This window comes from Agrobacterium sp. RAC06 (assembly GCF_001713475.1).
In the GTDB taxonomy this organism is placed as follows: Bacteria; Pseudomonadota; Alphaproteobacteria; order Rhizobiales; family Rhizobiaceae; genus Allorhizobium.
Genome location: NZ_CP016499.1, coordinates 1,481,519 through 1,508,008, shown reverse-complemented (window position 1 = coordinate 1,508,008; position 26,490 = coordinate 1,481,519). Strand labels below are relative to the sequence as shown.

31 protein-coding genes and 1 pseudogene are annotated in these 26,490 nt (G+C 63.2%); 16 read left to right on the top strand and 16 right to left on the bottom strand.

Annotation, left to right across the window (positions count from 1 at the left end; translation table 11 throughout):
- Entirely contained in the window at window positions 1-1,059 is a 1,059-nt protein-coding gene (locus BSY240_RS07325) for a LacI family DNA-binding transcriptional regulator (protein ID WP_150127427.1), read from the bottom strand.
- 55 nt (window positions 1,060-1,114) lie between these two features.
- On the opposite strand from BSY240_RS07325, the gene BSY240_RS07320 reads away from it, so the two are divergent.
- Both BSY240_RS07320 and BSY240_RS07315 read left to right on the top strand, forming a co-directional pair.
- Window positions 1,115-2,308 carry a phytanoyl-CoA dioxygenase family protein gene (locus BSY240_RS07320; protein ID WP_069041862.1) on the top strand — a complete coding sequence of 398 codons (1,194 nt, stop codon included), beginning with the start codon at window positions 1,115-1,117 and terminating at the stop codon, window positions 2,306-2,308.
- 8 nt (window positions 2,309-2,316) lie between these two features.
- Window positions 2,317-3,132, top strand: coding sequence for an SDR family oxidoreductase (locus BSY240_RS07315; RefSeq protein ID WP_150127426.1), 816 nt, complete (start codon window positions 2,317-2,319; stop codon window positions 3,130-3,132).
- A 42-nt stretch (window positions 3,133-3,174) separates the two neighbouring features.
- Here BSY240_RS07315 and BSY240_RS07310 read toward each other — a convergent pair whose 3' ends face one another.
- Window positions 3,175-4,698: a sensor histidine kinase gene (locus BSY240_RS07310; RefSeq protein ID WP_171901555.1), complete on the bottom strand. Its 1,524-nt coding sequence runs from the start codon at window positions 4,696-4,698 to the stop codon at window positions 3,175-3,177.
- A gap of 208 nt (window positions 4,699-4,906) precedes the next feature.
- On the opposite strand from BSY240_RS07310, the gene BSY240_RS07305 reads away from it, so the two are divergent.
- On the top strand, window positions 4,907-5,128 hold the full coding sequence (locus tag BSY240_RS07305) for a hypothetical protein (RefSeq protein ID WP_054151110.1): 222 nt from the start codon (window positions 4,907-4,909) through the stop codon (window positions 5,126-5,128).
- 22 nt (window positions 5,129-5,150) lie between these two features.
- Window positions 5,151-5,636 carry a DUF421 domain-containing protein gene (locus BSY240_RS07300; RefSeq protein ID WP_069041859.1) on the top strand — a complete coding sequence of 162 codons (486 nt, stop codon included), beginning with the start codon at window positions 5,151-5,153 and terminating at the stop codon, window positions 5,634-5,636.
- Here BSY240_RS07300 and BSY240_RS07295 read toward each other — a convergent pair whose 3' ends face one another.
- The gene (locus tag BSY240_RS07295) at window positions 5,637-6,023 is read right to left on the bottom strand and encodes a DUF1622 domain-containing protein (protein ID WP_069041858.1); all 387 of its coding nucleotides are present in this window, start codon (window positions 6,021-6,023) and stop codon (window positions 5,637-5,639) included.
- Window positions 6,024-6,163: 140 nt separating this feature from the next.
- On the opposite strand from BSY240_RS07295, the gene BSY240_RS07290 reads away from it, so the two are divergent.
- The 3 genes from BSY240_RS07290 (at window position 6,164) to BSY240_RS24110 (ending at window position 8,228) form a co-directional block, all read left to right on the top strand.
- On the top strand, window positions 6,164-6,466 hold the full coding sequence (locus BSY240_RS07290) for a hypothetical protein (RefSeq protein WP_069041857.1): 303 nt from the start codon (window positions 6,164-6,166) through the stop codon (window positions 6,464-6,466).
- A 220-nt stretch (window positions 6,467-6,686) separates the two neighbouring features.
- Window positions 6,687-7,127, top strand: a complete 441-nt coding sequence (locus BSY240_RS07285; protein ID WP_054151168.1) for a YqaA family protein — start codon at window positions 6,687-6,689, stop codon at window positions 7,125-7,127.
- A 141-nt stretch (window positions 7,128-7,268) separates the two neighbouring features.
- A complete protein-coding gene (locus BSY240_RS24110) occupies window positions 7,269-8,228 on the top strand; it encodes a hypothetical protein (RefSeq protein WP_069041856.1) in 960 nt (319 codons plus the stop codon).
- Window positions 8,229-8,242: 14 nt separating this feature from the next.
- Here BSY240_RS24110 and BSY240_RS07275 read toward each other — a convergent pair whose 3' ends face one another.
- The 5 genes and pseudogenes from BSY240_RS07275 to BSY240_RS07260 all read right to left on the bottom strand — a co-directional run bounded on the left by BSY240_RS07275 (window position 8,243) and on the right by BSY240_RS07260 (window position 11,142).
- Window positions 8,243-8,491 (bottom strand): DUF982 domain-containing protein, encoded by a 249-nt coding sequence (locus tag BSY240_RS07275; RefSeq protein WP_069043875.1) that lies wholly within the window; start codon window positions 8,489-8,491, stop codon window positions 8,243-8,245.
- A 155-nt stretch (window positions 8,492-8,646) separates the two neighbouring features.
- Window positions 8,647-8,733 (bottom strand): annotated as a pseudogene (locus tag BSY240_RS23930) (trans-aconitate 2-methyltransferase); the annotation flags it as partial.
- Window position 8,734: 1 nt separating this feature from the next.
- Window positions 8,735-9,442: a haloacid dehalogenase type II gene (locus BSY240_RS07270; protein WP_069041855.1), complete on the bottom strand. Its 708-nt coding sequence runs from the start codon at window positions 9,440-9,442 to the stop codon at window positions 8,735-8,737.
- A gap of 76 nt (window positions 9,443-9,518) precedes the next feature.
- Entirely contained in the window at window positions 9,519-9,731 is a 213-nt protein-coding gene (locus BSY240_RS07265; RefSeq protein ID WP_236759328.1) for a hypothetical protein, read from the bottom strand.
- Window positions 9,732-9,930: 199 nt separating this feature from the next.
- On the bottom strand, window positions 9,931-11,142 hold the full coding sequence (locus tag BSY240_RS07260) for an ROK family transcriptional regulator (protein WP_069043874.1): 1,212 nt from the start codon (window positions 11,140-11,142) through the stop codon (window positions 9,931-9,933).
- 239 nt (window positions 11,143-11,381) lie between these two features.
- Here BSY240_RS07260 and xylF point away from each other — a divergent pair, with 239 nt between their 5' ends.
- The 3 genes from xylF (at window position 11,382) to BSY240_RS07245 (ending at window position 14,781) form a co-directional block, all read left to right on the top strand.
- Complete coding sequence (xylF, locus tag BSY240_RS07255; protein WP_054151103.1) at window positions 11,382-12,422, top strand: D-xylose ABC transporter substrate-binding protein; 1,041 nt, start codon at window positions 11,382-11,384, stop codon at window positions 12,420-12,422.
- Window positions 12,423-12,667: 245 nt separating this feature from the next.
- The gene (locus BSY240_RS07250; protein WP_054151102.1) at window positions 12,668-13,981 is read left to right on the top strand and encodes a sugar ABC transporter permease; all 1,314 of its coding nucleotides are present in this window, start codon (window positions 12,668-12,670) and stop codon (window positions 13,979-13,981) included.
- Window positions 13,982-13,995: 14 nt separating this feature from the next.
- Window positions 13,996-14,781 carry an ATP-binding cassette domain-containing protein gene (locus BSY240_RS07245; RefSeq protein ID WP_054151101.1) on the top strand — a complete coding sequence of 262 codons (786 nt, stop codon included), beginning with the start codon at window positions 13,996-13,998 and terminating at the stop codon, window positions 14,779-14,781.
- Between the two features lie 83 nt (window positions 14,782-14,864).
- Here BSY240_RS07245 and BSY240_RS07240 read toward each other — a convergent pair whose 3' ends face one another.
- Together BSY240_RS07240 and BSY240_RS07235 are read right to left on the bottom strand one after the other, a co-directional pair.
- Entirely contained in the window at window positions 14,865-15,383 is a 519-nt protein-coding gene (locus BSY240_RS07240) for a GNAT family N-acetyltransferase (RefSeq protein WP_069041854.1), read from the bottom strand.
- Between the two features lie 2 nt (window positions 15,384-15,385).
- On the bottom strand, window positions 15,386-15,682 hold the full coding sequence (locus tag BSY240_RS07235; RefSeq protein WP_069041853.1) for a type II toxin-antitoxin system TacA family antitoxin: 297 nt from the start codon (window positions 15,680-15,682) through the stop codon (window positions 15,386-15,388).
- A 190-nt stretch (window positions 15,683-15,872) separates the two neighbouring features.
- Between BSY240_RS07235 and BSY240_RS07230 the strand changes: the two genes are divergently transcribed.
- Window positions 15,873-16,379, top strand: coding sequence for a DUF305 domain-containing protein (locus BSY240_RS07230; protein ID WP_069041852.1), 507 nt, complete (start codon window positions 15,873-15,875; stop codon window positions 16,377-16,379).
- A gap of 39 nt (window positions 16,380-16,418) precedes the next feature.
- Here the strand turns inward: BSY240_RS07230 and BSY240_RS07225 are convergent, their stop codons facing one another.
- A complete protein-coding gene (locus BSY240_RS07225) occupies window positions 16,419-18,230 on the bottom strand; it encodes a HAMP domain-containing methyl-accepting chemotaxis protein (protein WP_069041851.1) in 1,812 nt (603 codons plus the stop codon).
- Between the two features lie 360 nt (window positions 18,231-18,590).
- A complete protein-coding gene (locus BSY240_RS07220; RefSeq protein ID WP_054151096.1) occupies window positions 18,591-18,974 on the bottom strand; it encodes an MAPEG family protein in 384 nt (127 codons plus the stop codon).
- A 200-nt stretch (window positions 18,975-19,174) separates the two neighbouring features.
- Between BSY240_RS07220 and trhA the strand changes: the two genes are divergently transcribed.
- Window positions 19,175-19,834 (top strand): PAQR family membrane homeostasis protein TrhA, encoded by a 660-nt coding sequence (gene trhA, locus BSY240_RS07215; protein ID WP_054151095.1) that lies wholly within the window; start codon window positions 19,175-19,177, stop codon window positions 19,832-19,834.
- A gap of 156 nt (window positions 19,835-19,990) precedes the next feature.
- On the opposite strand, the gene BSY240_RS07210 is transcribed toward trhA, so the two are convergent.
- Complete coding sequence (locus tag BSY240_RS07210; protein ID WP_054151094.1) at window positions 19,991-20,470, bottom strand: ABZJ_00895 family protein; 480 nt, start codon at window positions 20,468-20,470, stop codon at window positions 19,991-19,993.
- Window positions 20,471-20,604: 134 nt separating this feature from the next.
- Here BSY240_RS07210 and BSY240_RS07205 point away from each other — a divergent pair, with 134 nt between their 5' ends.
- Window positions 20,605-21,102, top strand: a complete 498-nt coding sequence (locus tag BSY240_RS07205) for a GNAT family N-acetyltransferase (RefSeq protein WP_069043873.1) — start codon at window positions 20,605-20,607, stop codon at window positions 21,100-21,102.
- Between the two features lie 156 nt (window positions 21,103-21,258).
- Here the strand turns inward: BSY240_RS07205 and BSY240_RS07200 are convergent, their stop codons facing one another.
- The 3 genes from BSY240_RS07200 to BSY240_RS07190 form a co-directional block, all read right to left on the bottom strand.
- Complete coding sequence (locus BSY240_RS07200; RefSeq protein WP_069041850.1) at window positions 21,259-21,933, bottom strand: type 1 glutamine amidotransferase domain-containing protein; 675 nt, start codon at window positions 21,931-21,933, stop codon at window positions 21,259-21,261.
- A gap of 120 nt (window positions 21,934-22,053) precedes the next feature.
- A complete protein-coding gene (locus BSY240_RS07195; protein WP_069041849.1) occupies window positions 22,054-23,091 on the bottom strand; it encodes an NADP-dependent oxidoreductase in 1,038 nt (345 codons plus the stop codon).
- A 496-nt stretch (window positions 23,092-23,587) separates the two neighbouring features.
- Window positions 23,588-24,334, bottom strand: a complete 747-nt coding sequence (locus BSY240_RS07190; RefSeq protein WP_069041848.1) for a hypothetical protein — start codon at window positions 24,332-24,334, stop codon at window positions 23,588-23,590.
- 171 nt (window positions 24,335-24,505) lie between these two features.
- Here BSY240_RS07190 and BSY240_RS07185 point away from each other — a divergent pair, with 171 nt between their 5' ends.
- The 3 genes from BSY240_RS07185 to BSY240_RS07175 are packed head-to-tail and all read left to right on the top strand — an operon-like array spanning window position 24,506 to window position 26,350.
- Window positions 24,506-25,645: a helix-turn-helix domain-containing protein gene (locus BSY240_RS07185; RefSeq protein WP_236759327.1), complete on the top strand. Its 1,140-nt coding sequence runs from the start codon at window positions 24,506-24,508 to the stop codon at window positions 25,643-25,645.
- A 37-nt stretch (window positions 25,646-25,682) separates the two neighbouring features.
- A complete protein-coding gene (locus BSY240_RS07180) occupies window positions 25,683-25,925 on the top strand; it encodes a type II toxin-antitoxin system VapB family antitoxin (protein WP_054151088.1) in 243 nt (80 codons plus the stop codon).
- The gene (locus BSY240_RS07175) at window positions 25,925-26,350 is read left to right on the top strand and encodes a type II toxin-antitoxin system VapC family toxin (protein ID WP_054151087.1); all 426 of its coding nucleotides are present in this window, start codon (window positions 25,925-25,927) and stop codon (window positions 26,348-26,350) included. Before BSY240_RS07180 ends, BSY240_RS07175 begins: the two co-directional genes overlap by 1 nt.
- Window positions 26,351-26,490: the final 140 nt, after the last annotated feature.

Sequence of the window (26,490 nt, the reverse complement as noted above, 5' to 3'; positions counted from 1 at the left end):
TCACATCCCCTCATGCGGCGTGGCGATTGCCACCCGCGATGGTGCCACCTGGAAATCCCGGGGCAGCATGCGGTGATGCGCCATGACCATCTGGCAGGCGCTGCGGGCATCCTGGCGCAGATCGTGATGGATGACAAAGGTCAGGCGGCCCTCCGCCAAAAGCGCCTTGTTATCGGCGTCGAGGTCATGGGCGGCGATGACGTCGATCCGGCGCCGCTCCTCGGCAAAGGCGCGCAGGATCGCCCGGTTGCCGCCGCCGATCGAATAGACGGCGCGGATCTCGGGATCCGCGACAAGCGCCGCCTTCACCAGCCTTTCCGTCGTGCGGTCGACGCCGAACCCCTCTGATATCGTCACGATGCCCAGATGCGGCGCGTCCTTTTTGAGCGCATCGCGAAAGCCGCGCTGGCGCTCTTCCTCGCCGGAAAATCGGGCGCTCGATAGCGTGACCAGCACCTTGCCCGCAGCTGGCCCCGCCATGCGGGCCAGCAGATAGGCGGCCGTTGCCCCCGCCACCCGATTGTCCATGCCGACGTAACCCTGCCGCACAGTGGCGGGCAGGTCGGTCACCAGCGTCACCACAGGAATGCCGCTGTCCATCAGCTCCGCCGCCATCTCGGCGATCGCTGGCGTCGAGGGCACCTTGACGACGACGCCATGGCTGCCGCGCCGGCGGATGCGCTTGAGGATGGCGAGAAGATCGCGCTCCTCCATGGTCTCGGCCACGTGAAAGCGCGCCGAAAGCGAAGCCGGCCGCATGCCCGGCAGCTCGGCTTCGAAGGCCGCGCGCACGGCGTTCGAAAATCGCTGCGGCGTTTCCATGACCACGTCGATGATGAGGCGCCGCCCGCCGATGCGTGCCTCGGCATATTGCCGCTCCAGTTCCGCGATCGCCGCCTCGATGCGAAGCCCCGTCGCCTTCGCCACATGCCCGCGTCGGTGCAGGGCCCGATCGACGGTGGCGAGACTGAGGCCCGATTGCAGGGCGATGTCCTTGAGCGGAAAGGGCGGGCGCATGGGATCGGCCTTGAGGTGTTTTTGAGGTGTTTTGCCGCTCATCTCTCGCCCGTCGCCTGACTATGGTCAAGGTGGATGAGGAATTCGGGAGGACATCATGGACCAGAGAACACTGACCAGCCGTCGCCGCGACAAGGTCTGGCTCGACAGCCAGGCCGGCGACATCGAGGCCTTCAAGGCGCTGGTGGCGCTAAAGACCAGGCGCGAAGACTGGCCATTCGCCGCCGGCGTCGAGAAGAACGTGCTCTTCTATGATGGATCGGCCGTGCGCGACATCGCCCGCGACCCGGAGGCCCGCCGCGAATTGATGGCCGAGTGGGTCGAAGCCTTCTCGAATGGCCCCGGCGTCATCGTCATCCGCAATGCCATTGCCGACCTGTCGGTCGTCGATCGCGCCACCGAAGTCTTCAACGCCATCGTCAAGGCCGAGAAGGAAGGCGGCAAGGCGGCCGCCGACCATTTCGCCAAACCCGGCGCCAATGACCGCATCTGGAATTCGCTGCAGAAACACGCGCTCGCCGACCCCGACAATTTCGCCCGCTACTATGCCTCGGACGCGATCGCCATGGCGTCGGAAGCCTGGCTCGGCCGGGGCTACCAGATGACTGCGCAGATGAACCGGGTAAACCCCGGCGGCAAGGCGCAGGTCCCGCATCGCGATTATCACCTCGGCTTCATGTCGCCGGAACAGATGCAGGCCTATCCGGGCCACATCCACGCCGTCTCGCCACTGCTCACCCTGCAGGGCGCGGTCGCCCATTGCGACATGCCCGTCGAAAGCGGCCCGACGCTCTTCCTGCCCTATTCGCAGTCCTTCTTCGAAGGTTATCTCGCCTTCGGCCGTCCCGAATTCCAGGCCGTCTTTGCCGAGAGCCACGTGCAATTGCCGCTCTCGAAGGGCGACGCCGTCTTCTTCAATCCGGCCCTGATGCACGGCGCCGGCAACAATGTGTCCGCCGATATCTGGCGCATGGCAAACCTGCTGCAGGTGTCCTCCGCCTTCGGCCGCGCCATGGAAAGCGTCGACCGCGATGCCATGTGCAAGGCGGTCTATCCGGCGCTGCTGGCGGCCGAGAGGGCGGGCGCGCTGACCTTGGCCGAAATCGCCAATGCCATGGCCGCAACGGCGGAAGGCTATGCCTTCCCGACCAATCTCGACAGCGATCCGCCGGTCGGTGGCCTTGCGCCGAAGACACAGAACACCATGATGGCGGAAGCGCTCAAGGCGGGCATGGAACCGGAGGCCTTCGCAGCGCTCGTCGAGACACAGGCTGCCAAGCGCAGGGCATGAGGAAGACAATGGGAAGACTGGACAACAAGATCGCCGTCGTTACCGGCGGCACGCAGGGGCTCGGCGCGGAAGTCGCCCGGCTGTTTGCCGAGCGCGGCGCAAAAGGCCTGGTCATCTGCGGTCGCAGCCGCGACAAGGGTGAGGCCAAGGCGCGTGAGATCACCGAGCGCTACGGCACCCCGGTGCATTTAATCTCAGCCGATCTCGGCGAGGTCGCCGACTGCCGCCGGGTGATTGCCGCCGCCGATGAGAAATTCGGCCGCATCGACGCGCTGGTCAATGTCGCTGCCATCACCGATCGCGGCACCATCCTCGACACCGACGAGGCGCTGTTCGACCGCATGTTCGCGATCAACACCCGCGCGCCCTTCTTCCTGATCCAGGATGCGGTGAAGCTGATGTTGCGTGATGGTATCGAGGGCACCATCGTCAACATCTCCTCGATGTCCGCAATGGCCGGCCAGCCCTTCATCGCCGCCTATTGCGCCTCCAAGGGCGCACTCGACACCTTGACCCGCAATGTCGCCTTCGGCCTTTTGAAGAACCGCATCCGCTGCAATGCCCTCAACATCGGCTGGATGGCGAGCGACGGCGAAGATCGCATCCAGCGGGAATATCACGGCGCGCCCGCCGACTGGCTGAAGGAAGCGGCCGCCCGCCAGCCCTTCGGCCGCCTCGTCGATCCGGCCGAGGTCGCCCGCGCCTGCGCCTATCTGTCGTCGGAGGAAAGCGGCCTGATGACGGGCGCCACGATCAATTTCGACCAGTCGATCTGGGGCGCCTATGAGGACAGCCCGCACCCGAAGGAAAAGATGACGCTCTGAGGGGAGGCGAGGGAAGTCGCGGAACCCCCGACGTGGCTTCCCTCACAGGCCGAACCGGATCACATAGCGCGTGCCGCCGTCCATCTCGCGGGTGATCTCGCCGCCCACCTGCTTGACGAAGGCATCGACGAGGCGGGTGCCGGAGCGCCGCGCGGTCTCCTCCTCCATGCCGATGCCGTCATCGGCGATGGTGAGGCTGGCCTGGCCGTCGTTTTCTGCTGTCAGCGTCAGGCGGATCGTGCCGGTCTCTCGGTCGGCAAAGGCATGTTTCACCGCATTGGTCACCAGTTCCAGCGCAGCAAGCGCCAGCGGCGAGGCCCGGTCGGCAGGCAGGAGAATGCCGCTCGGCAGAACGGCTTGGAGCGTGATGGCCCGGTCTTCCGGCACCAGCGTCGCCGGATCGCAGGCGCGGGTCAGGAGCTCGCCGAGATCGATTTTCTCGCCGTGGCTGGAGCGGTAGAGCAGGTCATGCACCTCGGCGAGCGCTCTGACCCGCATCTGCAGCGCCTGCACGTCGAAGCTGCCGCGTCGGGCCTGCATGTTGATGAGGCTCGTCACCAGCGCGAGATTGTTTTTCACCCGGTGATTCATCTCGCGCATGAGTTCGGCCCGTTGATGCGCGAGGTTCTCAGCTTCTGCCCGCTTCAGCGCCTGCCGGTCGCTTTCGCGCTGTGCCAGCATGCTGCGTCTCGCAAGCGACGTCGCAACCAGCGTGAAGGCGCTGATGGCAAGCATCAGCAGCCAGACGGGCAGGGCGCTGCGGATCGTGGCTGCACGGATGCCGTCGATCGGCACACCGAAATTGGCGACGAGGGGTATGCCGCCGAGCCGGCTGAAGGCGTAGATGCGCCTGATACCGTCGGAGATCGCCAGCGCCTCGTAAACCCCTTCATTGCCGAGCGCCATGTTCTGCCGCGCCTGTGTGTCCGGGGTAAGGAAGATAGGCTCGGACGGGACCTGGCGGACCAGGAGCTTGCCATCGTCGCGGGTAAGCGACGCCGCCTCATTATCCTGCGCTGCGACATCGCGCAGGAAGGTGCGGCTGGTGTCGGTGGCGATCGAGGAGACGATCATGCCGCGGAAATCATTGGTGACGAAGGGTGTCGCCACGATGATCGCGTCCTCGCCGCCCGGTTCCAGCTTGATCCGGTCAATATAGAGCCGGCTGCCTTCCCGGATCGCATCGACATAGTCGCGCGCGCCCATCGGCGTATCGACGGGGAAGGCACGGCTCGAAGCAATCATCCGCCCTTCGTCGCTGATAACAGCCAGTCCGAAATTATCCGGCTGGCGACCGTCAAGGCCGGCGAGAAAACTGTGAAAGGCTTCTGAAAGCAGGAAGTCCGCAGGCTCGCCGTTCACCCGGCTGCGGGCCGCGCCATGCTTGATGATCTCGGTCTCGATCAGCCGCTGCGAGTATTGACGGACAAGCGTGACGGTATCGACCGCATGATCGGTGGCGATCGCCTTCTGCTCCTGCCAGGCGATCCCGCCCCAGATCAGCCCGCCAACGACCGGGATCAGGACACTCCCGATTTGAATGGTCCGGAACCAGCGTAACACCATGTCGGGACCCCAGACTGCCAAGCCGTGCGCCCTTTCGAAATTGCGTCGAAAATTGTTCAAGGCTGTCCTTATAGAGCAGTTTGGAACCACCATTGCAACACGATGACCGGTCTGCCGCGACAGTTTCGCCGCCGTGGGTCGGAACGAATTGCGTCAACCGCCGTTCGACAAGGAGATAAAAACCCAAGGACATTCAAGGAGAAAGACGATGACGTCTGACCATGAAAACCATCGCGAGGAAGGCGTTCGCAAGCTGCCCGAGACCACTGGCACCACACCCCGCAACGATGCCCTGCGCGAGGCGAACCGGCTCGGCTCCGACACCTACCTGGTGGATCAGGATATGGAAGACAGCGACCAGCGCGAGGGACAGGACGGACCTGACGGTCGCCCATCGCCGCTTGCCAACGCCGACAATCCGCAGCGCTGAATGACCGGGAAGGAGCGAAGGCATGGACTGGCAGGAGATGCTGTTTCAGGGCTGGACAGGCATGGCGCGCACCATATTTGTTGGAACGCTCGCCTATATCACCCTGGTGCTCTTCCTGCGCATCTCTGGCAAACGAACGCTCGCGAAGCTCAATGCCTTCGATCTGGTGGTGACGGTGGCGCTCGGCTCGACGCTCTCTGCCGTTCTCCTGCAGGAATCGATTGCGCTCGCCGAAGGGGCAACGGCGCTCGGATTGCTGATCTTCCTGCAATACATCGTCACGTTCGCCTCGGTTCGATCGAAAAGCGTGGCGAAGGCCATCCGCTCGGAGCCGACACTTCTCGTACGCAACGGCAGTTACTGCCACGACGCCATGATGCGACAGCGCATCACCGAAGACGAGATCATGAGCGCGGCGCGCTCCAATGGCCGCGACAGTCTCGATGAGGTAGCGGCCGTGGTGCTGGAGAGTGACGGTACGCTCAGCATCATCGGCAAGCCGGGATGATCACGCCTTTTCATCCTCTCCGCCGTCCGTCTTGCCGCGATGCAGGCTTTGTTCGCCGCCTTTGCCCTGCCAGGGCCAGCGACCGGAAATCTCCACCTCCAGCGACAGACTGAGAAAGGTTCTGATGATGACGATCACGCCGAGCACCAGCACCGAATCGAGCGTCGGCTCGATCGCCACCGTATTGATGATGTCGCCGGCCACCATCAGCTCGAGCCCGAGCAGTATCGCCCGTCCCATGCCGGCCCTCAGATCCCCGTAGGCGTCCAGGCCGCGCGGGCTCTTCAGATAGGCAAATCCCGAGACCGCAATGCCGATGACGATAACCGCGACGCCGACGGCCTCGATCGCCCGGGTGATGATGTGCATGATGCTGACGAAATCCATGGATCCGGCTCCCCTTTGATAAGGATGCAACGTAGCCCCGGCCGATCGGTTTCCACAATCGACAGCAGTGACGGCACCTTTCGCCGCGTCGCGCGTTGATGAGACGAACACCTTTCATCACGAAAAGCAGGGAGACCAAGATGCAGGATTTCGATCTGAGCGCCATGAGCAAAGACGAGCTCGACCGCCTGATTGCCGATGCGACCCGCGAACGCGAAACGCGCAGCAATCCGGATGAACGCAAGGCTGATGCCGATGGGGTCCGCGGCCAGGACGTCAACGATCCGAAACACGGCGCCATCACCACGCCCGCCCCGCATCAGGTCCGTGACCAGGGGCCGAAGGGTCTGGAGCCGGGCGCACGCGTTGAAGGAAGCCGCGTGATCGATGCCGACGAGGCCGCAGGCACTGATATCGAGCACGCCGCCCGCCGCGTCGTCTGACGAAAAGCGTCTGACAGAAAGAGTCTCGATGGCCAGCCCCCGGCCATCCGGCCGCCATGCATCGCCCCCGGATGCGTGGCGGCCATTCTTTTGGTCAGTTTCGAAGCCCTTTTCGAAGCCTTCGTTTGCAAAGACCGGAAGCGTCTGAACCGACGCAGGTGCCGTCGCGCGAACCCACCACATTGCCAGCGGGAACTCGCCGCGCTAGACCGGGCCGGTGATCACAGCATTCGCCGCCTATACAGCCCTTTTCTTGGCAGCCTTCCTCGCCGCGACCATCGTCCCGGCGCAGTCCGAGGCCGTGCTGGTCGGCCTGATCCTCGCCGAAGATCAGCCGGTTGTCCTGCTGCTTCTCGTCGCGACGACAGGCAATGTGCTGGGCTCGGTCGTCAACTGGCTGCTCGGCCGCTTTATCGAGCATTTCCGCGACCGGCCCTGGTTTCCCGTCTCAGAACAAAAGCTCGCTCGCGCCGAAGCCTGGTACCGGCGCTTCGGCATCTGGTCGCTGCTCTTGTCCTGGGTGCCGATTATCGGCGATCCCTTGACGGTCGTCGCCGGCCTCTTGCGCACACCCTTTCTCACCTTCCTGATCCTCGTCACGATCGCCAAGGCCGGGCGCTATGCGGTTCTGGCGTTCCTGACATTGCAGGTCTCCACCTGAGCCATCTGCCATCAACCGGGTCATTAAAAGTCGAGCCTGCTAAAATTCTAATGGATGTGTTGACGAGATTGTCAAATCCGCGTGAAATTCTGACGTCGGAATCTCGTCACTGCGCCCAACCGATCAGCGCGGAGGAAACTTATGCGGATCTCGAACTCGGCAGTTGTCGCCACATTTGCCATCGCTCTGGCGACCGCACCCTTCGGGCTTTCTCCCGATCATTACAGCCTCTCCGAAAAGACTGCCCTCGCCAAGGATAACGGTGGTGGCAATGGTGGCGGCAACGGCGGAGGAAATGGTGGCGGTAACGGCGGCGGCGGCGGCGGTGGCGGTGGCGGCAATGGAGGTGGCAATGGTCGCAGCGCCGAGACCCGCGAAGCAAAGTCCGCAGAGCGTGGAAAATCTTCCGGCAAGGCCGGCGAGAGGGGCAAGTCGGGTAATTTCTTCACCGATGCATTCGCGACACTGACAGGCAAGGGCCAGAAATCGAGCAAGGCCCAGAGCGTGGAGCGTCGCCAGGGGCGCACCGAAACAAAGTCTGCCACTCGCCAACCGCTTGAGCCGATCACCACGCTCGCCTCGGTGCCTAAGATGAAGCCTGCCGTCGGACCGCTCAGGGCAGAACTCGCCGGATTGAACTCGCTCACTCGCAACTATCGCGCCTATCTCAACAACTCCGATCCCCGCATGAGCGCGATCAGGAATTATGTCACCGCCTATGCCACCTATGAACTGGCCAGCGGTATCGACACGGTGCCGACAGATGCGGCGCTTGACGACGAGGCGCTGAGGGCGGCCCTTCAGGCCGCAGCAAAGCCAGGTGCCATCGTCGACGACGCAACGCTCGATTGGGCCAAGGAGCTTCTCGGTGTCGGTCCAGCCGTCGGCAAGATCGATGAGATCCGGGAAGAACTTGCTGCGGCAATGCCGGTCGAGCCGGTCGTTGTTCCCGTGCTGGATCCCGTTGTCGATCCTGTGACGGACCCGGCCCCCGATCCGGCTGACGAGATCGTCAGTGCGCCGGATCCGCTGGCGCCAACGTCTGCCGATGATGTCGTCCTGCCGACCGATACCACCGATACCGCAAGCGTCACGCCTTAAGTCAAAGGTGCCGCTCAGGCGGTAAACTTCACGCCTGCTGCCGTCGCCGCCGAAATCAGGGCTCTGCGACCATCCTCTTCCCCGGCTTTGCCCTGGGCGACGGCGCCGAGCACCAGAAGCGCCTTATCCAGCGCCTCGCTCTCCTCTTCCGGCCAGTCCTCGATCAGCGCCCATGAGGCGCCGAGTGAACTGTCGACCACAACATCCTCGCCCTCTTCGCCGATCCCGTGCAGGATCACGGGCTTGCTCCAGGTCTTCGTCATCAGCGTTTTCATCTTTCGTGAAGTCTGTGGCGCGTCAGCGCCGGATCGTGGCGGTCTCTATAGCGGTCACGATGCCATCACGCCAGATACGCTCGGTTTGTCTAGGCCACGATAAAGAGCCGGGGCAAGGCTAGCGCGGCCCGTCCGCCCGCCATCGGCGGATCGTCGCGCACACGCGCAAGCAGATCCCGCGCCGGCCGCGTCCGTTCGTCCTCGAACTGCAGATATTGCGCGCTGACCAGTTCATCCGGCAATCTCGACGAGTCCCGAAAGCGACGACAACACCTTGTCGGGTGCAAAATCGGCGTATTCGTTCGGCGCACCGCTTCTGTTGATCCAGTGGCAGGTCATGCCGAAGGCCTTGGCACCGGCAATGTCCCAGCGGTTCGAGGACTGGAACGCGATATCCGGGGCGGCAATCTTGTAGGCCGAGGTGACCAGCGCATAAGCCGCAGGCGCCGTCTTGTAGATCTTCAAGGGATCGACCGAGAAGATGTCGTCGATCAAGTGCCCAATCCGGGCCGCAACAACCGCTTCATCCAGCATGGTGGGCGTGCCGTTGGAGAGGATCGCGATCCGTGCCCCGGTCTTGCGCAACGCCGCCAGCACCTCTGGCACCTCGGCAAAACAGTCGAGCTTGCGATAGGCGTCGAGCAGATCCGCCCGCAAGGCCTTGTCGACACCGGGAAACCGCGCGAGGCAAAAGTCGAGCGCATCTTCGGTCAGCGCGCGAAAATCCCGATAATGCCCCATCAGACTGGTCACCCAGGTATATTCCAGCTGCTTCACCCGCCAGAGATCGGAGAGTGCCGGGGCATCCGGCCCGATCGCCGTCGCATGCCGGCGCACGGCTGCATGCACGTCAAAGAGAGTGCCATAGGCATCGAAGACATAGGCTTGGCGCCCGGACCCGGTCCTGGCGTCAGCATGGGATGCGATCGCGTCTGTCATGAATGTTCCTCCTTGAAGGAGGGTAGGGCTCAGGCGTCTGCCGTTCAAGCGGGCAGGGGCCAACCTCTGACCACAATCAGCTGCGGCGTGCCGCGAGCCGCTTTCGGTCGTGTTCGACGGTCGAAAAGCCGCGGGTCGTCAGCCGGAACTGGCGCTTCTGAAACTCGCCCCTGATCTCGATCAGCCCCTGTTCCTCGGCCTCGCCCAGGGTCTTCAGGCTGGTGCCCTTCGGCGGCGTCTGCCAGTCCCGGCCTTGAGCCGCATGCAGCAATACCATGATCTTGATCATCGGGGTCTCTCTCTGGGCACGGCCGATCTCCCGCTGCCCGGTCGGGCGCTCGATCGGTTGACGCAGCTACACGACGATAACTGCAAGTCAGCACTTCAATTGTAATCGCCTGCTGCTATGCCTGAGCTTTACAGAGGCGTCGATCCAAAAAATGACTTCCCCGGGCCATCTCTGGCCCGGAAGCCGAGTGCGGCGTCCGCTACCCACCCAGATCCTGATCAATCTCCGTCAGCGCCCGGTCCACATGCCCCTCGAAGACAAGCGTCTCTTCCTCGGTGATAATAAGGATCTCCGGCGCGCCGCGCACGCGCACATGTTGCGATTGCGCCAGCCCCTCGTCGAGGCCGCGTGTCAAGAGATCCATGAAACGTGTGCCGGGGCCGGTGATCGCGATCGGCATGGTCTCCTCGGCGAGGCTCAGCATGCGTGACAATCCCTGGCCAAGCGCAAGTCCTGCCTGGCGGAAGGCATATTCGGAGGCGCGGTGTCCCTGGCGGGCGCGGCTTGCGATCTTTTCCATCTCGGCAAGCGGCACGAATTTCGCCGGGATCGTGTCCGGCGGCACTTCGAATGCCATGCGCAGGATGCCGTAAAAGCCGGCAGAGGCCTCGATGCAGCCGATCGCGCCGCAGCGACAGAGCTTGCCGTCGCTCGCATGCAGCATGTGGCCGAAATTCGGCGCCCGGATTTCGAGATCGCCATGCTGGTCGCGATAGGCAATCCCGAGCCCGATCGAATGGCCGAGCGACAGCGTGGCAAGCGAGGCGAGCGGTGCGCCCCTGTTCTTCTCCAGCCTGAGCGCCAGCGCATGGGTGACGAGCAGGCTCTCGTTGAAGAGGTGAATCCGGCTGCCGCTGAAGTCGGAAAGCGCCGTCACGAAGTCGAGCTCCTGATAGCCGAACACCGGCGACCACAGAAGCTTCGCCCCCTCGCGGTCCACCAGCCCCTTGCTGGAGATCGAGATGGTCGAGATCGAAGACGCTGGCAGGCGCGACCGCTGGATCAGGCGCTCAAGCGCCGCCCGGAAGCCCTCAATGAAGTGCTTGGGCGATTCCGCCCCCTGTTCGCGCGCCTCCTCGAAACGGTCGATCATCGTGCCGCGATAATCGGCGAGCGAATATTGCACCGCATGCGAGGAGATGCGCACCGCAATCACATGGGCGGCGTCACGGCGACGGGCAAAGAGTGCCCGCGGACGTCCGCGCTGGCCGGCATTCGCGACCTCGCGCCGTTCCAGCAAGCCATTTTTCTCGAGATGCGAGGTAATTGCCGATACGGTCGCCGAGGAAAGCCCCGTCGCCGTCGACAGATCGGTATGGGCAAGCGGCCCTTCGCGCCTGAGCACCTTGAGCACAAGCCCGTTGTTCTGATGGCGAACGGCCTCCGTGCTCGCCCTCGGACTGGCTGTCATGATGGGCTTGTCGCCCGCTCTCGTATGGTCCACCGCATGCTCCTCCCAAAGCATTTGGCAACTGTCTTTGCAAGCCTCCTCCGGGCCGTGTTGACAGCGTGAGAATCTTCTGCCAGTTATTTTCTCGACTGTCGAGAAAAACCATTGGACGGGGGTCCATGGGGTAAGGACAGTTTCGCAGCGGGTCGTAGGTTGGGAGGTCTTCCGACGGTCCGCTATCACCTTGGGAGGTTTTAAAAATGAAATCCGTTATGAAGCTGATGGCAGCAACTGCCGTCATCGTGAGCCTGCATTCTGTCGCCAATGCCGAAGGTCTGACCGTCGGCGTTTCCTGGTCGAACTTCCAGGAAGAGCGTTGGAAGACGGACGAGGCAGCGATCAAGGCAGCCCTCGAAGCAGCCGGCAACAAGTACATCTCTGCCGACGCCCAGACGTCTGCCGCCAAGCAGCTCACCGACATCGAAAGCCTGATCGCCCAGGGCGCAAACGCTCTGATCGTTCTGGCCCAGGATTCGGAAGCCATTGCTCCGGCGATCGAAAAGGCAACGGCTGAAGGTATCCCGGTCGTCGGTTACGACCGTCTGATCGAGAACCCGGACGCCTACTACATCACCTTCGACAACAAGGAAGTGGGCCGCATGCAGGCTCGCGAAGTGTTCAAGGCGAAGCCGGAAGGCAATTACGTCTTCATCAAGGGCGCCTCGACCGATCCGAACTCTGACTTCCTCTATTCGGGTCAGATCGAAGTCCTGAAGGAAGCCATTGACGGCGGCAAGATCAAGAACGTCGGCGAAGCCTACACGGACGGCTGGAAGCCGGAAGCTGCCCAGAAGAACATGGAGCAGTTCCTGACCGCCAACAACAACGCCGTTGACGCTGTTGTCTCGTCGAACGACGGCATGGCCGGCGGTGTGGTTGCTGCTCTGGAAGCCCAGGGTCTCGCCGGTTCCGTTCCGGTCTCCGGTCAGGACGGCGACAAGGCCGCTCTGAACCGCGTCGCTCTCGGCACCCAGACCGTGTCTGTCTGGAAGGACAGCCGCGAACTCGGTAAGCGTGCTGCTGAAATCGCCAACGAACTCGCCGCCGGCAAGTCGATGGACGAGATCGAAGGCACCGTGAAGTTCGCTGGCGGCCCGAAGGGTGTCGAAATGAACTCCTTCTTCATCGCTCCGCTGCCGATCACCAAGGACAACCTCAACGTCGTCATCGACGCTGGCTGGATCTCCAAGGAAGAAGCATGCCAGGGCGTTGCCGCCGGTTCTGTTGCCGCCTGCAACTGATCCTGAAGTGACTGACCACAGAGCTTGAGCCGGAACGCCGCAGCCTTTTGCGCTGCGGCGTTTCGACTGGTCGAGAGCATCGCGGCAGCAAGGTATCGGCCGGCTTTAAGGGGCCGCCGCACGACCAGGCAACAGCCGCCGAAGAACGTCAGATGCCTCGATCCGCATGGCGGGTCCAATGCCCGCAAGTCCGCGCAAGGCGCGGCCCTTCGCAAGCCGACAAACGACTGGGGAGAATTTTTCGTATGGCGGATCACAGCCTTGCCACACCCGCGCATGGTGCTCGGGCATCCAATGTTTCAGCGCTGAAGCGCTTCTTTCAAGCCACCGAAATCGACACGCGCCTGCTGGGCATGGTCATCGCTCTTGGGTTCATCTGGGTCGGCTTCGACATCCTGTCGAACGGCCTGTTCCTGACCCCGCGTAACCTCTGGAACCTTTCGGTTCAGGCGGCTTCCGTCTCGGTCATGGCCACGGGCATGGTGCTGGTCATCGTCACCCGCAACATCGACCTCTCGGTCGGCTCCATTCTCGGTTTCGTCGGCATGATCATGGCGGTGCTTCAGGCCCGCATCCTGCCGCCGATCATCGGCTTCGAACATCCGATGATGTGGATCATCGCGCTGTCCGCCGGCATCCTCGTTGGCACGGCGATCGGCGCGCTGCATGGCGCCATCATCGCCTTCCTCGGCGTGCCCGCCTTCATCGTCACCCTCGGCGGCCTGCTCGTCTGGCGTGGTGCGGCCTGGATGGTCACCTCGGGTGCCACCGTCGCTCCGATGGACACCACCTATCGTCTGATGGGCGGCGGTGCCGATGGTTCGATCGGCGTCACGGCAAGCTGGATTGTCGGCCTTGTCGCCTGCCTGATGATCGTCCTGTCGATCCTCAACACCCGTCGCCAGCGCCGCCGCTTCGGCTTCCCGCTGCGCCCGGTCTGGGCGGAATATTTCCTCGTTGCCTCCGGCTGCGCGGCCGTTCTCGGCGCCGTCTGGGTCGCCAACAGCTATTACATGCCGGTCAATCTGGCCCGCCGCTATGCTGAAGAAAACGGCATTGCCTGGCCGGAAGGTGGTCTGCAGATCGGTCTCGGCATCGCCGTGCCGGTTCTGATCGCCATCGGCATCGCCATGGTCATGGCCTTCATCACCAACCGCACCCGCTTCGGCCGCTATGTCTTCGCGATCGGTGGCAACCCGGAAGCCGCAGAACTCGCCGGCATCAAGGTCAAGTGGGTTACCGTCAAGCTGTTCGCGCTGATGGGTGCGCTCTGCGCCATCGCCGCCGCCATCTCGACGGCCCGCCTGAATGCTGCGACCAATGCCCAGGGCACGCTCGACGAGCTCTACACAATCGCGGCAGCCGTCATCGGCGGCACCTCGCTTGCCGGCGGTGTCGGCACAATCGCCGGCGCCATGCTCGGCGCCATCGTCATGCAATCACTGAACTCGGGCATGGTTCTGCTCGGTCTCGACACACCGCTCCAGAGCATCGTCATCGGTATCGTGCTTGTCGTCGCGGTCTGGCTCGACACCGTCTACCGCTCGCGTGCGAAGTAAGGGGAGTTGAACTCATGTCAGAAAACCGCACCCCCCTCGTGGAAATGCGCAACGTTTCCATTTCCTTCGGCGGCATTCACGCCGTCGACGACGCCTCGATCGACCTCTTCCCCGGCGAAGTCGTGGCCCTGCTCGGGCATAACGGTGCCGGCAAGTCGACCCTGATCAAGATACTCTCGGGCGCCTACAAGCGCGACAACGGCGATATCCTGGTCCGCGGCGATTTTGCCGACATCAACAACCCGCGCGACGCCAAGAAATATGGCATCGAGACGATCTACCAGACGCTCGCCGTCGCCGATAACGTCGATGCCGCGGCCAACCTCTATCTCGGCCGCGAGCTGCGCACCGCCTGGGGCACGCTCGATGATGTCGCGATGGAAGCCAAGGCGCGTGAAGTCATGGGTCGCCTGAACCCCAACTTCCAGCGCTTCAAGGAGCCGGTCAAGGCGCTCTCCGGTGGTCAGCGCCAGTCGGTGGCGATCGCCCGCGCGATCCTATTCGACGCCCAGATCCTGATCATGGACGAACCGACGGCCGCCTTGGGCCCGCAGGAAACCGCCCAGGTCGGCGATCTCATCCAGCAGCTGAAGAAGGACGGGATCGGCATCTTCCTGATCAGCCACGACATCCACGACGTCTTCGACCTCGCCGACCGCGTCTTCGTCATGAAGAACGGCCGCGTGGTGGGCCATGCCCGCACAGAGGATGTCACCAAGGATGAAGTTCTCGGCATGATCATCCTCGGCAAGTGCCCCCCGGGGGCGGTGCCTGGCCCTGGTGCCATGCAGACGGCGTGAGCGTTGTGACACTGAACTGAGATAGGCGAGGGGGCGAAAGTCCCCTCGTTTATGTTTGGCGCGCGCAGTAACCAGAGGGCAGGTTACCCGTGATGCTTTTCCGTCGCCTCAAGCGCCGCCGCAATATGCGAGATCGGCCGCAACAGCCGAAACGGATCATCTTTCGACGGCAGAAATCCACGCCGCGTCCAGAACAGCCGCGCCTCCTCATCAATCGCATTGACGATCAGCGCCCGCCCGCCAATAAGCGCTGCGCCCTGCACGCAGCGGGTAAGCGCATGTTTGATCAGACCTGTCCCGATCCCATGCCCGGCATAGGATTGATCGACGGCAAGCTGCCCGAGCAGCAGGCATGGGACGGGGTTGGGCGGCTGGCCGGTGCGGATCGGGCGGGGCAGGGACGCCGGCAGCGCGGCCGTCGGCGAGTGGCCGTAATAGCCGACGATGCGGCCTGCATCATGCACCACGATCACGACGGTAAAGCCGTTCTCCTGATTGGCACGCGCCCGTGTTTTCAGCCAGATGTCGAGCGCAGGCTTGCCACAGGAAAAGGCGCTCAGATCGTGTGCATCATCGAGCGGCTCGGGAGCGGAAAGCGCCATGCTCAGTCCTTCGCTCTGTAACCCGCCTCCCAGGGGGCAGGGCGGCGCATGACCTCAACCAGTTCAGGCACAACCTCCACCGGCGCCGCCATCAGCGCCATGAAGTCGGCAAAGCCTTCCTCCGTCATCCGGATTAGCTGTTGTTCCATGAGTGCTTCTTCGGCGGCGCGCACGGCCGCATCGCGGACGAAGTCTGTCCGCGACCGGCCTTTAAGAGCCGCCGCGCGGTCGATCATCGCCACATCCGCTTCCGGCAGGCGCATGGAAATGGGGTAGTCCTTGCGATCGGGGAGGGGCATCGGAATTACCTCGTAGAGTTTTGCTTTTACAAATGTAATGCAAATCGCAATACAACTTCAGAGGCGTGGCTCCTCGTCCTCTGCCGGTCAGCCCGCCACCCATGGAACAATCACCCGTCCCCGCTGTTGGCATTCTTAGCCGGGGCACCCTCGAGCCTACCCGGCACCGAAGTCTGTCCCGGAGGCCTCCATGACCTACACCCGTTTTGCTGCCATGATTGCCACTTCGACGGTGGTGATGTTTGGCCTGATGTATCTCAACACCTATGCGCTCGATCATGTGACCTACAGTCAGACCCGTACCTGGATGGCGATTCTGATGGGCGCCGTCATGGCGGTGATCATGATGGGGTTCATGGCGTCCATGTACAAGAACCAGCGGCTGAACGCGGTGATCATCGCCGGCAGCGTCATCGTCTTTGCCTTCGCGCTCTGGCTCGTGCGCAGTCAGGAGACGGTAGACGACGTGAGCTACATGAAGGCGATGATCCCGCACCATTCGATTGCGATCATGACCAGCGCGCGCGCCCATATTCGTGACCCGCGCGTGCGAGAGCTCGCCGACGAGATCATCGAGGCACAGGTGCGCGAGATCGCCGAGATGAAGGCCTTGATCGCCGATCTCGAAGCCAATCCGATCCCGGCTGAAGCGCCTGATCTTGCGCCGAACCTGGAGACAGGCAAACCGCAGCCGTGAGCGTCGCTCATCGACTGGGGTCGCCATAGGGGGGGGCAGTTATGCCGCCCGACGCATGCCCGGCTCACCCGGACGGCTCTGCCCGCCGATCTCGAAGCGCGCGATGAGCTGGAACAGCGCCTCCGCCTCCTTGGCCAGCGAGTGGCTGGCCGCAGTCGATTCCTCGACCATGGCGGCATTCTGCTGCGTACCCTGATCCATGACGGCGACGGCGGTGTTGATCTCCTTGAGGCCTGTCGCCTGGTCGCCGGAGGCTTCGACGATCGCATTCACGTTGATGCTGACCGCCTGAACCTTGGCGACGATTTCATCCAGCGCCTTGCCGGTCGCCACCACGAGCTCGACGCCGTTTTTCACCTGGTCGCCCGACTTGCCGATCAGTGAGCGGATTTCCTTTGCAGCACTCGCCGAACGCTGGGCAAGTTCGCGCACTTCCTGCGCCACGACGGCAAAGCCCTTGCCGGCCTCGCCGGCACGCGCGGCTTCGACGCCGGCATTCAGGGCGAGTAGATTGGTCTGGAAGGCGATCTCGTCGATCACGGTGATGATCGTGGTGATTTCCTTCGACGAGCCTTCGATCTCCTGCATGGCGGAAACCGCCCGCTGGACGATCGATCCGGACCTTTCCGCAGCCCCGCGTGTCTCGGTCACCTGCCGCCCGGCCTCTCGGGCCCGATGGCTGGTTTCGCCGATGGTGGTGGTGATCTGCTCGAGCGCTGCGGCTGTCTCCTCGACGGAAGCGGCCTGGCGCTCGGTGCGCTTCGACAGGTCGTCGGCGGCGGCATGGATCTGGCCAGATCCGGCTGCGATCACCTGCGCGTTCTGGCCGACACGGCGCATCGCATCCTCGAGCTTCGCCACCGCATCGTTGAAATTTACCCGGATCGCATCCAGCCGCTCGGCAAAGGCTTCCGTGATCCGATAGGTCAGCTTGCCATCCGACAATTCTCCGAGTGCATGGCCGATCCGTTCGACGGCAAAGTGCACTTCCGCTGCTTCCACAGCCTGCTGGCGCTCATGCGCGAGGCGCTCCGCTTCCGCGGCCTGACGATTGTCGTCGGCCTCTTTCTCCAGCCGCACCCGCTCGCGGGCATTGTCGCGGAACACGACGACCGTCGAGGCCATCACGCCGATCTCGTCGCGCCGGCCCTCGCCATAGATGGCGACATCAAGATCGCCATGCGCCAGACGGTCCATGGCAGTGGTGATCGAACTGACCGGCCGGATGACGCCGACCGTGACGGTCCAGATCGAGAAGGCGGCAATGCCGGCCGCCACCACTGACAGCACCACCATCAGCGTCGTCAGCATGGACTTCAATGCGTTGCCGGCCGCCAGATTCTCCTTCGCCACCCGGATCTGCAATTCGATCAGCCGGGAAATCTCGGTGCCGAGCGGATCGATGGTCGGATAGAGCTGCTTGTCGGCGAAGCTGGCCAGTCCCTGCATGTCCTTGGCCACAAGCAGCGCCTGCAACTCCTTCACACCGGCATCAGCCTCCTGCTGGACCTTGAGAAACTCGTCGGCAATGGCCTTCTCCTCTGGCGTCAGGTAGGTGGCGACGTATTCCGCCCACTTGCTTTCGATCTTGCCCATCGCGGCATCGACGCTTTGCTGCCCCTGTTCGACGCTGAAGGCGCCAGACCGCACCTTGTGGACCGCGTCGACGATCTCCACCGCATAGGCATCAGCAATCACCTTGAGCTGCTCCATCGGAATGACGCGATCAGCCACAATCGAATTCGCAAGCTTCGATTGCTCGTTCATGGTGAAGAAGGAAAAGGCGGAAATCACCACAATCACCGTGGTCAGAAGGGAGATGCAGGCCAGCAATTTCAATCGGATGGTCATGATTACCTCAGAAGCCTGGAGGGATTGAATTCACAACGGCGCAGGTCATTGCATCACGGGTCATGGGCGCAGCCCTTATCTGGCTGCGGCACCCGTCATGGGCAGCATGCACGTCGGTCTACGCAACGAAAGGCAAGGCCGTCGCGTGTGCCGATCTCTGCAAGATCTAGTAGTGATTCGTTTACGACTTATTAAACTCTGGGCTCAAACACGCACCGTACGTAAGTATCTACGCAAATGCAGAAGAATATTGTGTTAACGCCGCAACCCTTGCGGGCATAAAATTGCCTCTATAATCGGCAAATGCCGCTTCTGTAGCCGGAGAGTTGTGTCTAGCTGGCCGAGCCCGCCCCCCGGGCCTCACGCTCCGCCCAGCAGCGCGCCTACCGTGCCGCCGACCAGCAGCACGATGCCAATCAGGAAGGTCAGCGCCGCCCCCGGTCCGCGCGTCTTCGCATCGGCATAGTATTCCGCAGCATAGAGCACCCGCGCCGCTGTCCAGGAAAGGCCGAGCAGCCCGGCCAGCATGTCGGAGACGTAAAAACCGAAGATCCACAGCGACGGCAGAAAGAGCACCATTTGCTCCACCGTGTTCTGCTGCACCCGGAAGATCCGCTCGAAATCGGCATTGCCGGTCGTCTTCGGCGCCTCGACGCGGAACTTCTTGCGCGCCTGGCCGACCTTGAGCAGGAACCAGCAATAGGTGAGGAGGGCGGCAAACGTCGCGAGAATGGTGAAACGCATTGTCTATCCGAAGCGTGAAAAGGCATTAGTAATCATTGATTGGTAGGCGGCGTGAGCTGAGAAGGCAAGCAAGCAAGATTACCGGATCGACATGTTCGTGATGGTGCTTCGGCTTGTCGGTTGCGGGCTTTTCCGCCATCATTGCCGCAATGCTTCGACTGCCCGCCGATCCGTCCCCTGCCGAGAAACGAAGAGCCCCGATGACCACCGATCCTTTCAAGTTTGGCCGCGCCTACGACCTGCACGAGCTGGTCGCCGACGGGATCATCCATGGCATCGGCGTGGTCTTTGCGCTGGTCGGCGCCACCGCGCTGATCTTCTACGCAACCGTCTATTCGGACTACGCCAACATCGCCGCCAGCTGGATCTATGGCCTCGGCCTGATCATCTCGCTGGGGGTTTCCTTCACCTACAACATGTGGCCGCATTCGCGGGTGAAGTGGATCCTGCGCCGCTTCGACCACTCCGCGATCTTCATCCTGATCGCCTCGACCTACACGCCCTTCCTCATCCAGGGGGCCGATCGTCCCCTGATCCTCGCGCTCCTGATCGGCATCTGGATCACGGCGTTCACCGGCATCTGGCTGAAGTTCCGCTTTCCCGGCCGCTATGATCGCCTCGCCATTCTGCTCTATCTCGGCATGGGCTGGAGCGGGGCGCTGGCCATGGGCCCGATCTCCGAGATCATCCCGGGCGTGACCCTGACACTGATCATCGTCGGCGGCTGCATCTATTCCGCCGGCGTCGTCTTCCATGTCTGGGAACGCCTGCGCTTCCAGAACGCCATCTGGCACGCCTTCGTGGTAACGGCCGCCATCGTCCACTATTCGGCGGTGTTCACGGCCATCAGCCTGGGCTGAGGGGCCTCAACCTTTCCCCGATCGTCATCCTCGGGCTTGTCCCGAGGATCTACTGAGGTCTGCTTCGGCCTCAACGCCTCCGCTCCTGTCCCACACAATCCACCGGCAGCAGATGCTCGGCGCAAGGCCGAGCATGACGCCGAGAGGTGGGTTGCCTCAGATCCCCGTCATCTTCGCCTGCTTCTCGATCTGCTTGGCCACCTGACCGGCACCGATGCGAAAGCCCGCAAGCGTCATCGGAAAACTGAGCGTCAGCGACACCGCCGCCAACACCAGCGTCGCCATGACTGGCGTCATGCCCATCTGCGCGGCGAGGAGCTGCAATTCCGCGCCGCTGATCCCGTTCACCCAGACGATCGCGAGAAGGATCAAGGAGCCGATGAGCACAGCGACGACGGCAAGCAGGGCCGAAAGCTTGAGGCTCAATCCCCAGCTCGGTCGGCCTTTCAGCCGCTGGGCCACGAACGTACCCGCAGACGAGCCGGCGGCCATCAGCACGGCCACATTGCCCGCCGAAGACAGACTGTCGCCCCAGCCGAAATTGTCGAGGACCAGCACGAGGAGATAGATGAACAGCTGTGCTGCGACAAAGACGAGCACATAGCGGGTGAGGAGGCCGGGAAGCATGGAGGTCATGAAATCTGTTTTCCGTCTGTGATGGTCTTGCCTTTGCACCCTTGTTGCCCGATGTGTCGATGCGGCGAAGTATCGCCCGTCACATCTCGTTCCCGCAGGGCGGTTTTTCCGCCACAAATTGCAAAAGCCGTATCATGCCCCTCATTCTCCGCGACGCAACGCCAGCTGATCTTCCCGCCATCCTCGCCATCTACAATAACGCCGTCGCCGAGACCACCGCGATCTGGAACGAGACGTTGGTCGATCTCGACAACCGTCGCGCCTGGTTCGATCTCCGCCAGACGAGAGGCTTCCCGATCCTGGTTGCGGATATCGACGGAACGATCGCCGGTTACGCCTCCTATGGCGACTGGCGGCCCTTCGATGGCTTCCGCGCCTCGGTCGAACATTCCGTCTATGTCGAGAAGGATCACTACGGCCAGGGGCTCGGCAAGGCGCTGATGACGGCGCTGATCGAGCGCGCGAAGACAGGTGGCATCCACGTCATGGTCGCCGCCATCGAAGCCGGCAACAAGGGCTCAATCGCGCTCCACACCTCGCTCGGCTTCCGCCTCGTCGGCACCCACCACGAGGTCGGCCAGAAATTCGGCCGCTGGCTGGACCTGACGATGATGGAACTGAAGCTGGCCTGACGCACCACCTCTCCTTGAGGCCTCCACCTCCCCTTGAGGGGGGAGGTCGCCGCAAAGCGGCGGGTGGGGGTGATAGCTTCGAGTCCGCCCCGAAGTTCACCCCACCCCGGAGCTCCGCTCCGACCCTCCCCCCAAGAGGAGGGTGGACGAGTTGCCTTAAAGCAGCTTCAGCAGCGCCTTTGCCGCCTCTTCCGATGAGGCCGGGTTCTGGCCGGTCACCAGCTTGCCGTCGGTCATGACATACACGCTCCAGTCGGCGCCCTTTTCATAATGCCCGCCGCGCTCCTGCAGCATGTCCTCGACGAGGAAGGGCACGACCTCCGTCAGGCCAACGGCTTCTTCTTCCGAATTGGTGAAGCCCGTCACCTTGCGGCCTGAAACGAGCGGCTGGCCGTCCTTGCCCTTGACGTGACGCAGCACGCCCGGCGCGTGGCAGACAGCACCGATCGGCAGATCCTTGGCGGCGAAAGCCTCGATCAGCGCGATGCTGTCCCGGTCTTCGGCCAGATCCCAGAGCGGGCCGTGGCCACCCGGATAAAAGACCGCGTCGAAATCGGCGGGATCGATATGCGACAGCGGCGTGGTCGAGGCCAGCAGCTGCTGCGCCGTCTGGTCCGCCTTGAACCGATCGGTCGCTTCGGTCTGTGCATCCGGCTCGTCGCTCTTCGGATCGAGCGGCGGCTGGCCGCCCTTCGGCGAGGCGATCGTGATGTCCGCACCTGCATCCTTCATCACGTAGTAGGGGGCGGCGAATTCTTCGAGCCAGAAGCCGGTCTTCTTGCCGGTGTCGCCGAGCTGGTCATGCGAGGTGAGAACCATGAGGATTTTCATTGTGGCTTGTCCTTTGTGTTGATCTGTCTGGGAAGTCGTATGTCAGGAGATTGATGCGGCCCTCACCCTGAGGCGCCCTCGCAGAAGCGAGGGCCTCGAAGGATCGAACCACCCGCGGGGTCAATCATCCGGCCCGACGCGGATCACCCGCTTGCCGAAGGCCTCGCCACGAAGCAGACCGATAAAGGCGCTCGGCGCCTGTTCCAGCCCGTCGATCATCTCTTCGCGGTATTTGATTTTGCCGGCCTCGACCCAGCCGGCCATCTCCTTGGAAAATTCCGGATAAAGATGGCCGAAGTCGTCGAAGACGATGAAGCCGTGAACGGTGACGCGCTTCTTCAGGAAGAGCCCCATCAGCCAGCCCAACCGGTCCGGCCCCTCGGGAAGCGAGGTCGCATTATACTGGGCGATCAGTCCGCAAAGCGGGATGCGCGCAGCCGTGTTGAGAAGCGGTGCGACCGCATCGAACACCTGGCCGCCGACATTCTCGAAATAGATGTCGATGCCATCAGGCACTGCCTGCTTCAATGCTTCTGCAAAGCCGTCCGCCTTGTAGTCGACACAGGCATCGAAGCCCAGCGTGTCGGTGGCATGGGCGCATTTGTCCCGTCCACCGGCGATGCCGACGACCTTCAACCCGAGGATCTTGCCGATCTGGCCGACGGTCGAGCCGACGGGACCGGTCGCACCTGCTACCACCAGCGTTTCGCCGGCCTTGGGTTTGCCGATTTCCTTGAGGCCCGACCAGGCGGTAAAGCCGGGCATGCCGGTCACCCCGAGCGCCCACGAGGGATGGCTGGGATGGGCGCCAAGCGGCGTCACGCCCCGGCCGTCGGAAAGCGCATAGTCCTGCCAGCCGGTGAAGCCGACGACCCAGTCACCCTCCTGGAAGCCATCGAGCTTCGAGGTCACCACGCGCGACACGGTACCACCGACCATGGTCTGGCCGATCTCGACCGGCGCCGCATAGGAGGGAGCATCACTCATCCGCCCGCGCATGTAAGGGTCGAGCGAAAGAAAGACGGTGCGCAGCAGCATCTGGCCGTCTGCCGGTTCGGGAATGTCGACGGTCTCAAGCCGCAGCGTCTGATCATTGGGTTCGCCCTTGGGGCGCTCTGCCAGAACGAAGCGGCGGTTGGTCGTGGTCGATTGCGGCATGGAAATTCTCCTGTCTTGCAAAGCCCGTCCGTCTCGGCCGGGCCATGAGCACGCTGTCCGTTCGATCATCGATCGCGCCTCAGCGCTCATCGAAGACGACGGCCATGAGCCATGACAACGGCACCCGAATGGCGTTGTTCCATGACATCCTGTCGCGGCTGTGACGGCAGGCAGGGCTAGCGCTCTCCACCTCCCCCTTGAGGGGGGGAGGTCGCCGCGAAAGCGGCGGGTGGGGGTGAAACGTCCGGCGGCTACAATGCACTGGGCAGAGCCGGTGCTTTGCCCATCCACCCCACCCCGGAGCTCCGCTCCGACCCTCCCCCTCAAGGGGAGGGGGGAGGCGCTTCGAAGGCCGCGACCTCCCTCTTCTCCCCAGCGGGGAGAAGGTGGCGCGCGAGCGCCGGATGAGGGGGCGCGGAGCGCAAGCAAGTCATCACGGGTCCGCCCACCCCCTCAGCCTGCTGCGCTGCGGTCAACGTCGGCGTCCCGCGCCGCCTCACTCGATCCGCACCCGCGCCATCTCGCCGCGAATGCGGATCTCGGGCTTGGCGCCAGGCGTGTTCGGCAAGGCGCTGTCGACGAAGGAGGCGACGGCCTCGACGCCATAGGAGATCGGTGTCGGCACAAGGAACTTCACCGTGGCATCCAGCATCTGGCCTGAAATGCGGATCTCCTCGGTGTTCATCACCCGCTCGAAAGCGAGCCGTGCACGTAAGGCCGCACCCGATACGGCGACGGACGCGGCATGGCCGGTCAGGGCGAAGTCGCCGGCATCGCTATCGACGGTGATGGCATCGAAGTCGCCGGCAAGTCGCATGCGCGCGGCATCTTGGCGGATCGAGATCCGGGTCTCCGGCGGTAGCGTCGCCGTCAAAGACAGCGTGCAGTCGTCCCAATCGTTCCAGCCGAAGAAGCCGCCCCGATCGCCCATGTCGACATGAAGCGTATCGCCGTCCCGCCGCATCTGAGCCTCACCCATGCAGTCGCCGGCAAACCAGCCGGACCGCCAGATCGCGCCCCAGCCATGCCGCGTGCCTGAGAGGAGGGCCTCCCGCGCGCCGTCGCCCCCGGTGGAAATGGCGATGTCGCTCGCAGCCCCGGTCACCGAAAGCTGGGTCACGCCGGTGAGATCGATCGGCCCTGACAACGCGTCGCTGGCCCGGATCATCTGCACGCTGCCGTCGATGACGGCGAGGCCGATGATCCCGCCGAGGATGGAAAGAAGGATGGCTCGTTTGCGCATGAAGGGCACTCCTGGTTTGGCGCGTCCGTTTCGGCCGGCCGGTTTCGATGCCCTAACTTCCGTCGATAAACCTGGCATCCGCGACCTCGATCGCGATCCGGGTCGACCGGGATCGCGCTTTCGGTCATGGTCGCACCACGCTCACTTGGCCTCCATGATCGAAACATCCGCATGCTGCTCGTCCCGCTCTCCTTCCTCGTCGCCCTGTTCCTTGCCGTCTTCCTCGTCCGCCTTCTCGGTGAAGGCCGCGAAAGCTGGCGCCGCAACAGCCTCTTCCTCGCGCTGCTGGCGCTTTACGTCGTGCAGAGCCTGCTGGTCGGGTTGCGCTGGGGCTATGGGGTGATGGCCGTGCTGCCGGCCTTGCCGGTGATGGCGAGCCTCGTGCCGGCGCTCTCCTTCCTCGCCTTCCGCGATCTCACCCGTGAAGAACCTGGGCTCTCGGTCCGCGACTGGCCCCATCTTCTCCCGACAGCCGCGACGCTGATGCTGCTTCTGATTGGCCGGGCGCCGGTCGATCTCGTCATCATCGCCAACTTCCTCGGTTATGGTCTGGGGCTGCTCTGGCTCGCCCGCCTTGGTCCCGATGGGCTGATCGCCGCCCGCCTCGATGGCTCGCTGCGTTCCTTCCGCGCCCTGATGCTGACCGGCATCGCCCTCATTGCCTCGGCGCTGACGGATGTCGTGATCAGCCTCGACATGCTGTGGTCCGGCGGTCGCTATTCGCCCATGGTCGTCTCGGCCGCCACCACGCTGATCCTGCTGCTCCTCGGCATCAGCGCCGTCACCGCCGGCCAGGAAGAGGCAGGCGAGGGGGCTGATGCGACGGTCGATCGGGCGAGCGCTCTTGAGCCTCGCCCGATGTCCGATCGCGACCGGCCGTCAGCCGTGCCCATGGATGCGGCGAACACCTCCGCCTCTGTCCCTGCTTCTTCCACACCGACGAGGACCGCCACCGAAGATCACCGCCAGATCGCAACCGCGCTTGATGACCTGATGCGGGAGAAACGCCTCTGGGCGGATCCGGATCTCAACCTTGCCCGTCTTGCTCGCCGCCTCGGCCTGCCCGCCCGTGCCGTCTCCGAAGCCGTCAACCGCGTCCACGGCATCAGCGTTTCGCATTACGTCAACAACCACCGCATCACAGAGGCCTGCCGCCTGCTTAGCGACACCGACATGCCCGTCACCCGCATCCTCTTCGAGGCGGGCTTCATGACCAAATCCAACTTCAACCGGGAATTCCTGCGCGTGACAGGCGAAAGCCCGAGCGACTGGCGACGCGCACAAAACCTTGGACTGGCAAAGACCTGCTAGCGAGGATATATTCAAATCCTCAAGAGGATATGCTGGCATGCCACTTTACATCAGGGATCCCGAGGTGGACCAACTCACCAACGAACTGATCGGCCTCACCCGGACGACCAAGGTGGAGGCGGTGAGGGATGCGCTGAAGGACGCCATTGCAAGCCGCAAGGCGAAGCTATCGGTTCGCAATCGCCTTGCCACCACGCTTGCCATGGCCGACGCAGCCGGCCCCTTCCATCCTGGTGATCACAAGCGGGAATCCGACGAGATGTGGGGCGAGGACGACTGATGATTTTCATCGACGCCTCCGTTGCCGTCGCGATCATCGCCCGGGAGGATGATGCCGATGCGCTCATGGATCGATTGGAGAAAGAAGGCGGGCCGTTTTACGTTTCCGCAGTCATGAAACTCGAAACGAGCATTTCTGTCGCGCGCCGACTGGCGGGTCCGGGCAATCCCGCGACCGCCGACATGGTCGCCACGGCCAGGCGTCTCGTCGACCAGTTCATTACCGATCTGGAGGCCCGTGATGTTAACATTGCGGACGACGTTGCCAATAAAGCTCTGGATGCCGCCCAGCGGTTCGGCAAGATCGTCAACCATGCAGCCCGCCTCAACATGGGCGATTGTTTCGCTCATGCCTGCGCGACAGCAAGCCAGACGAGGGTCGCCTACAAGGGTGACGATTTCGTCCACACCGATATCGGCTGGTGATCACCCAACTTTCCCCTTGAGGGCACGCGGTGTCGCGAGCGGTGCTCTCCCTCTTCTCCCCAGCGGGGAGAAGGTGGCGCGAAAGCGCCGGATGAGGGGGGCGCATTGCGCAACGCCATGTGGAAAACGCTTTGCCGGTC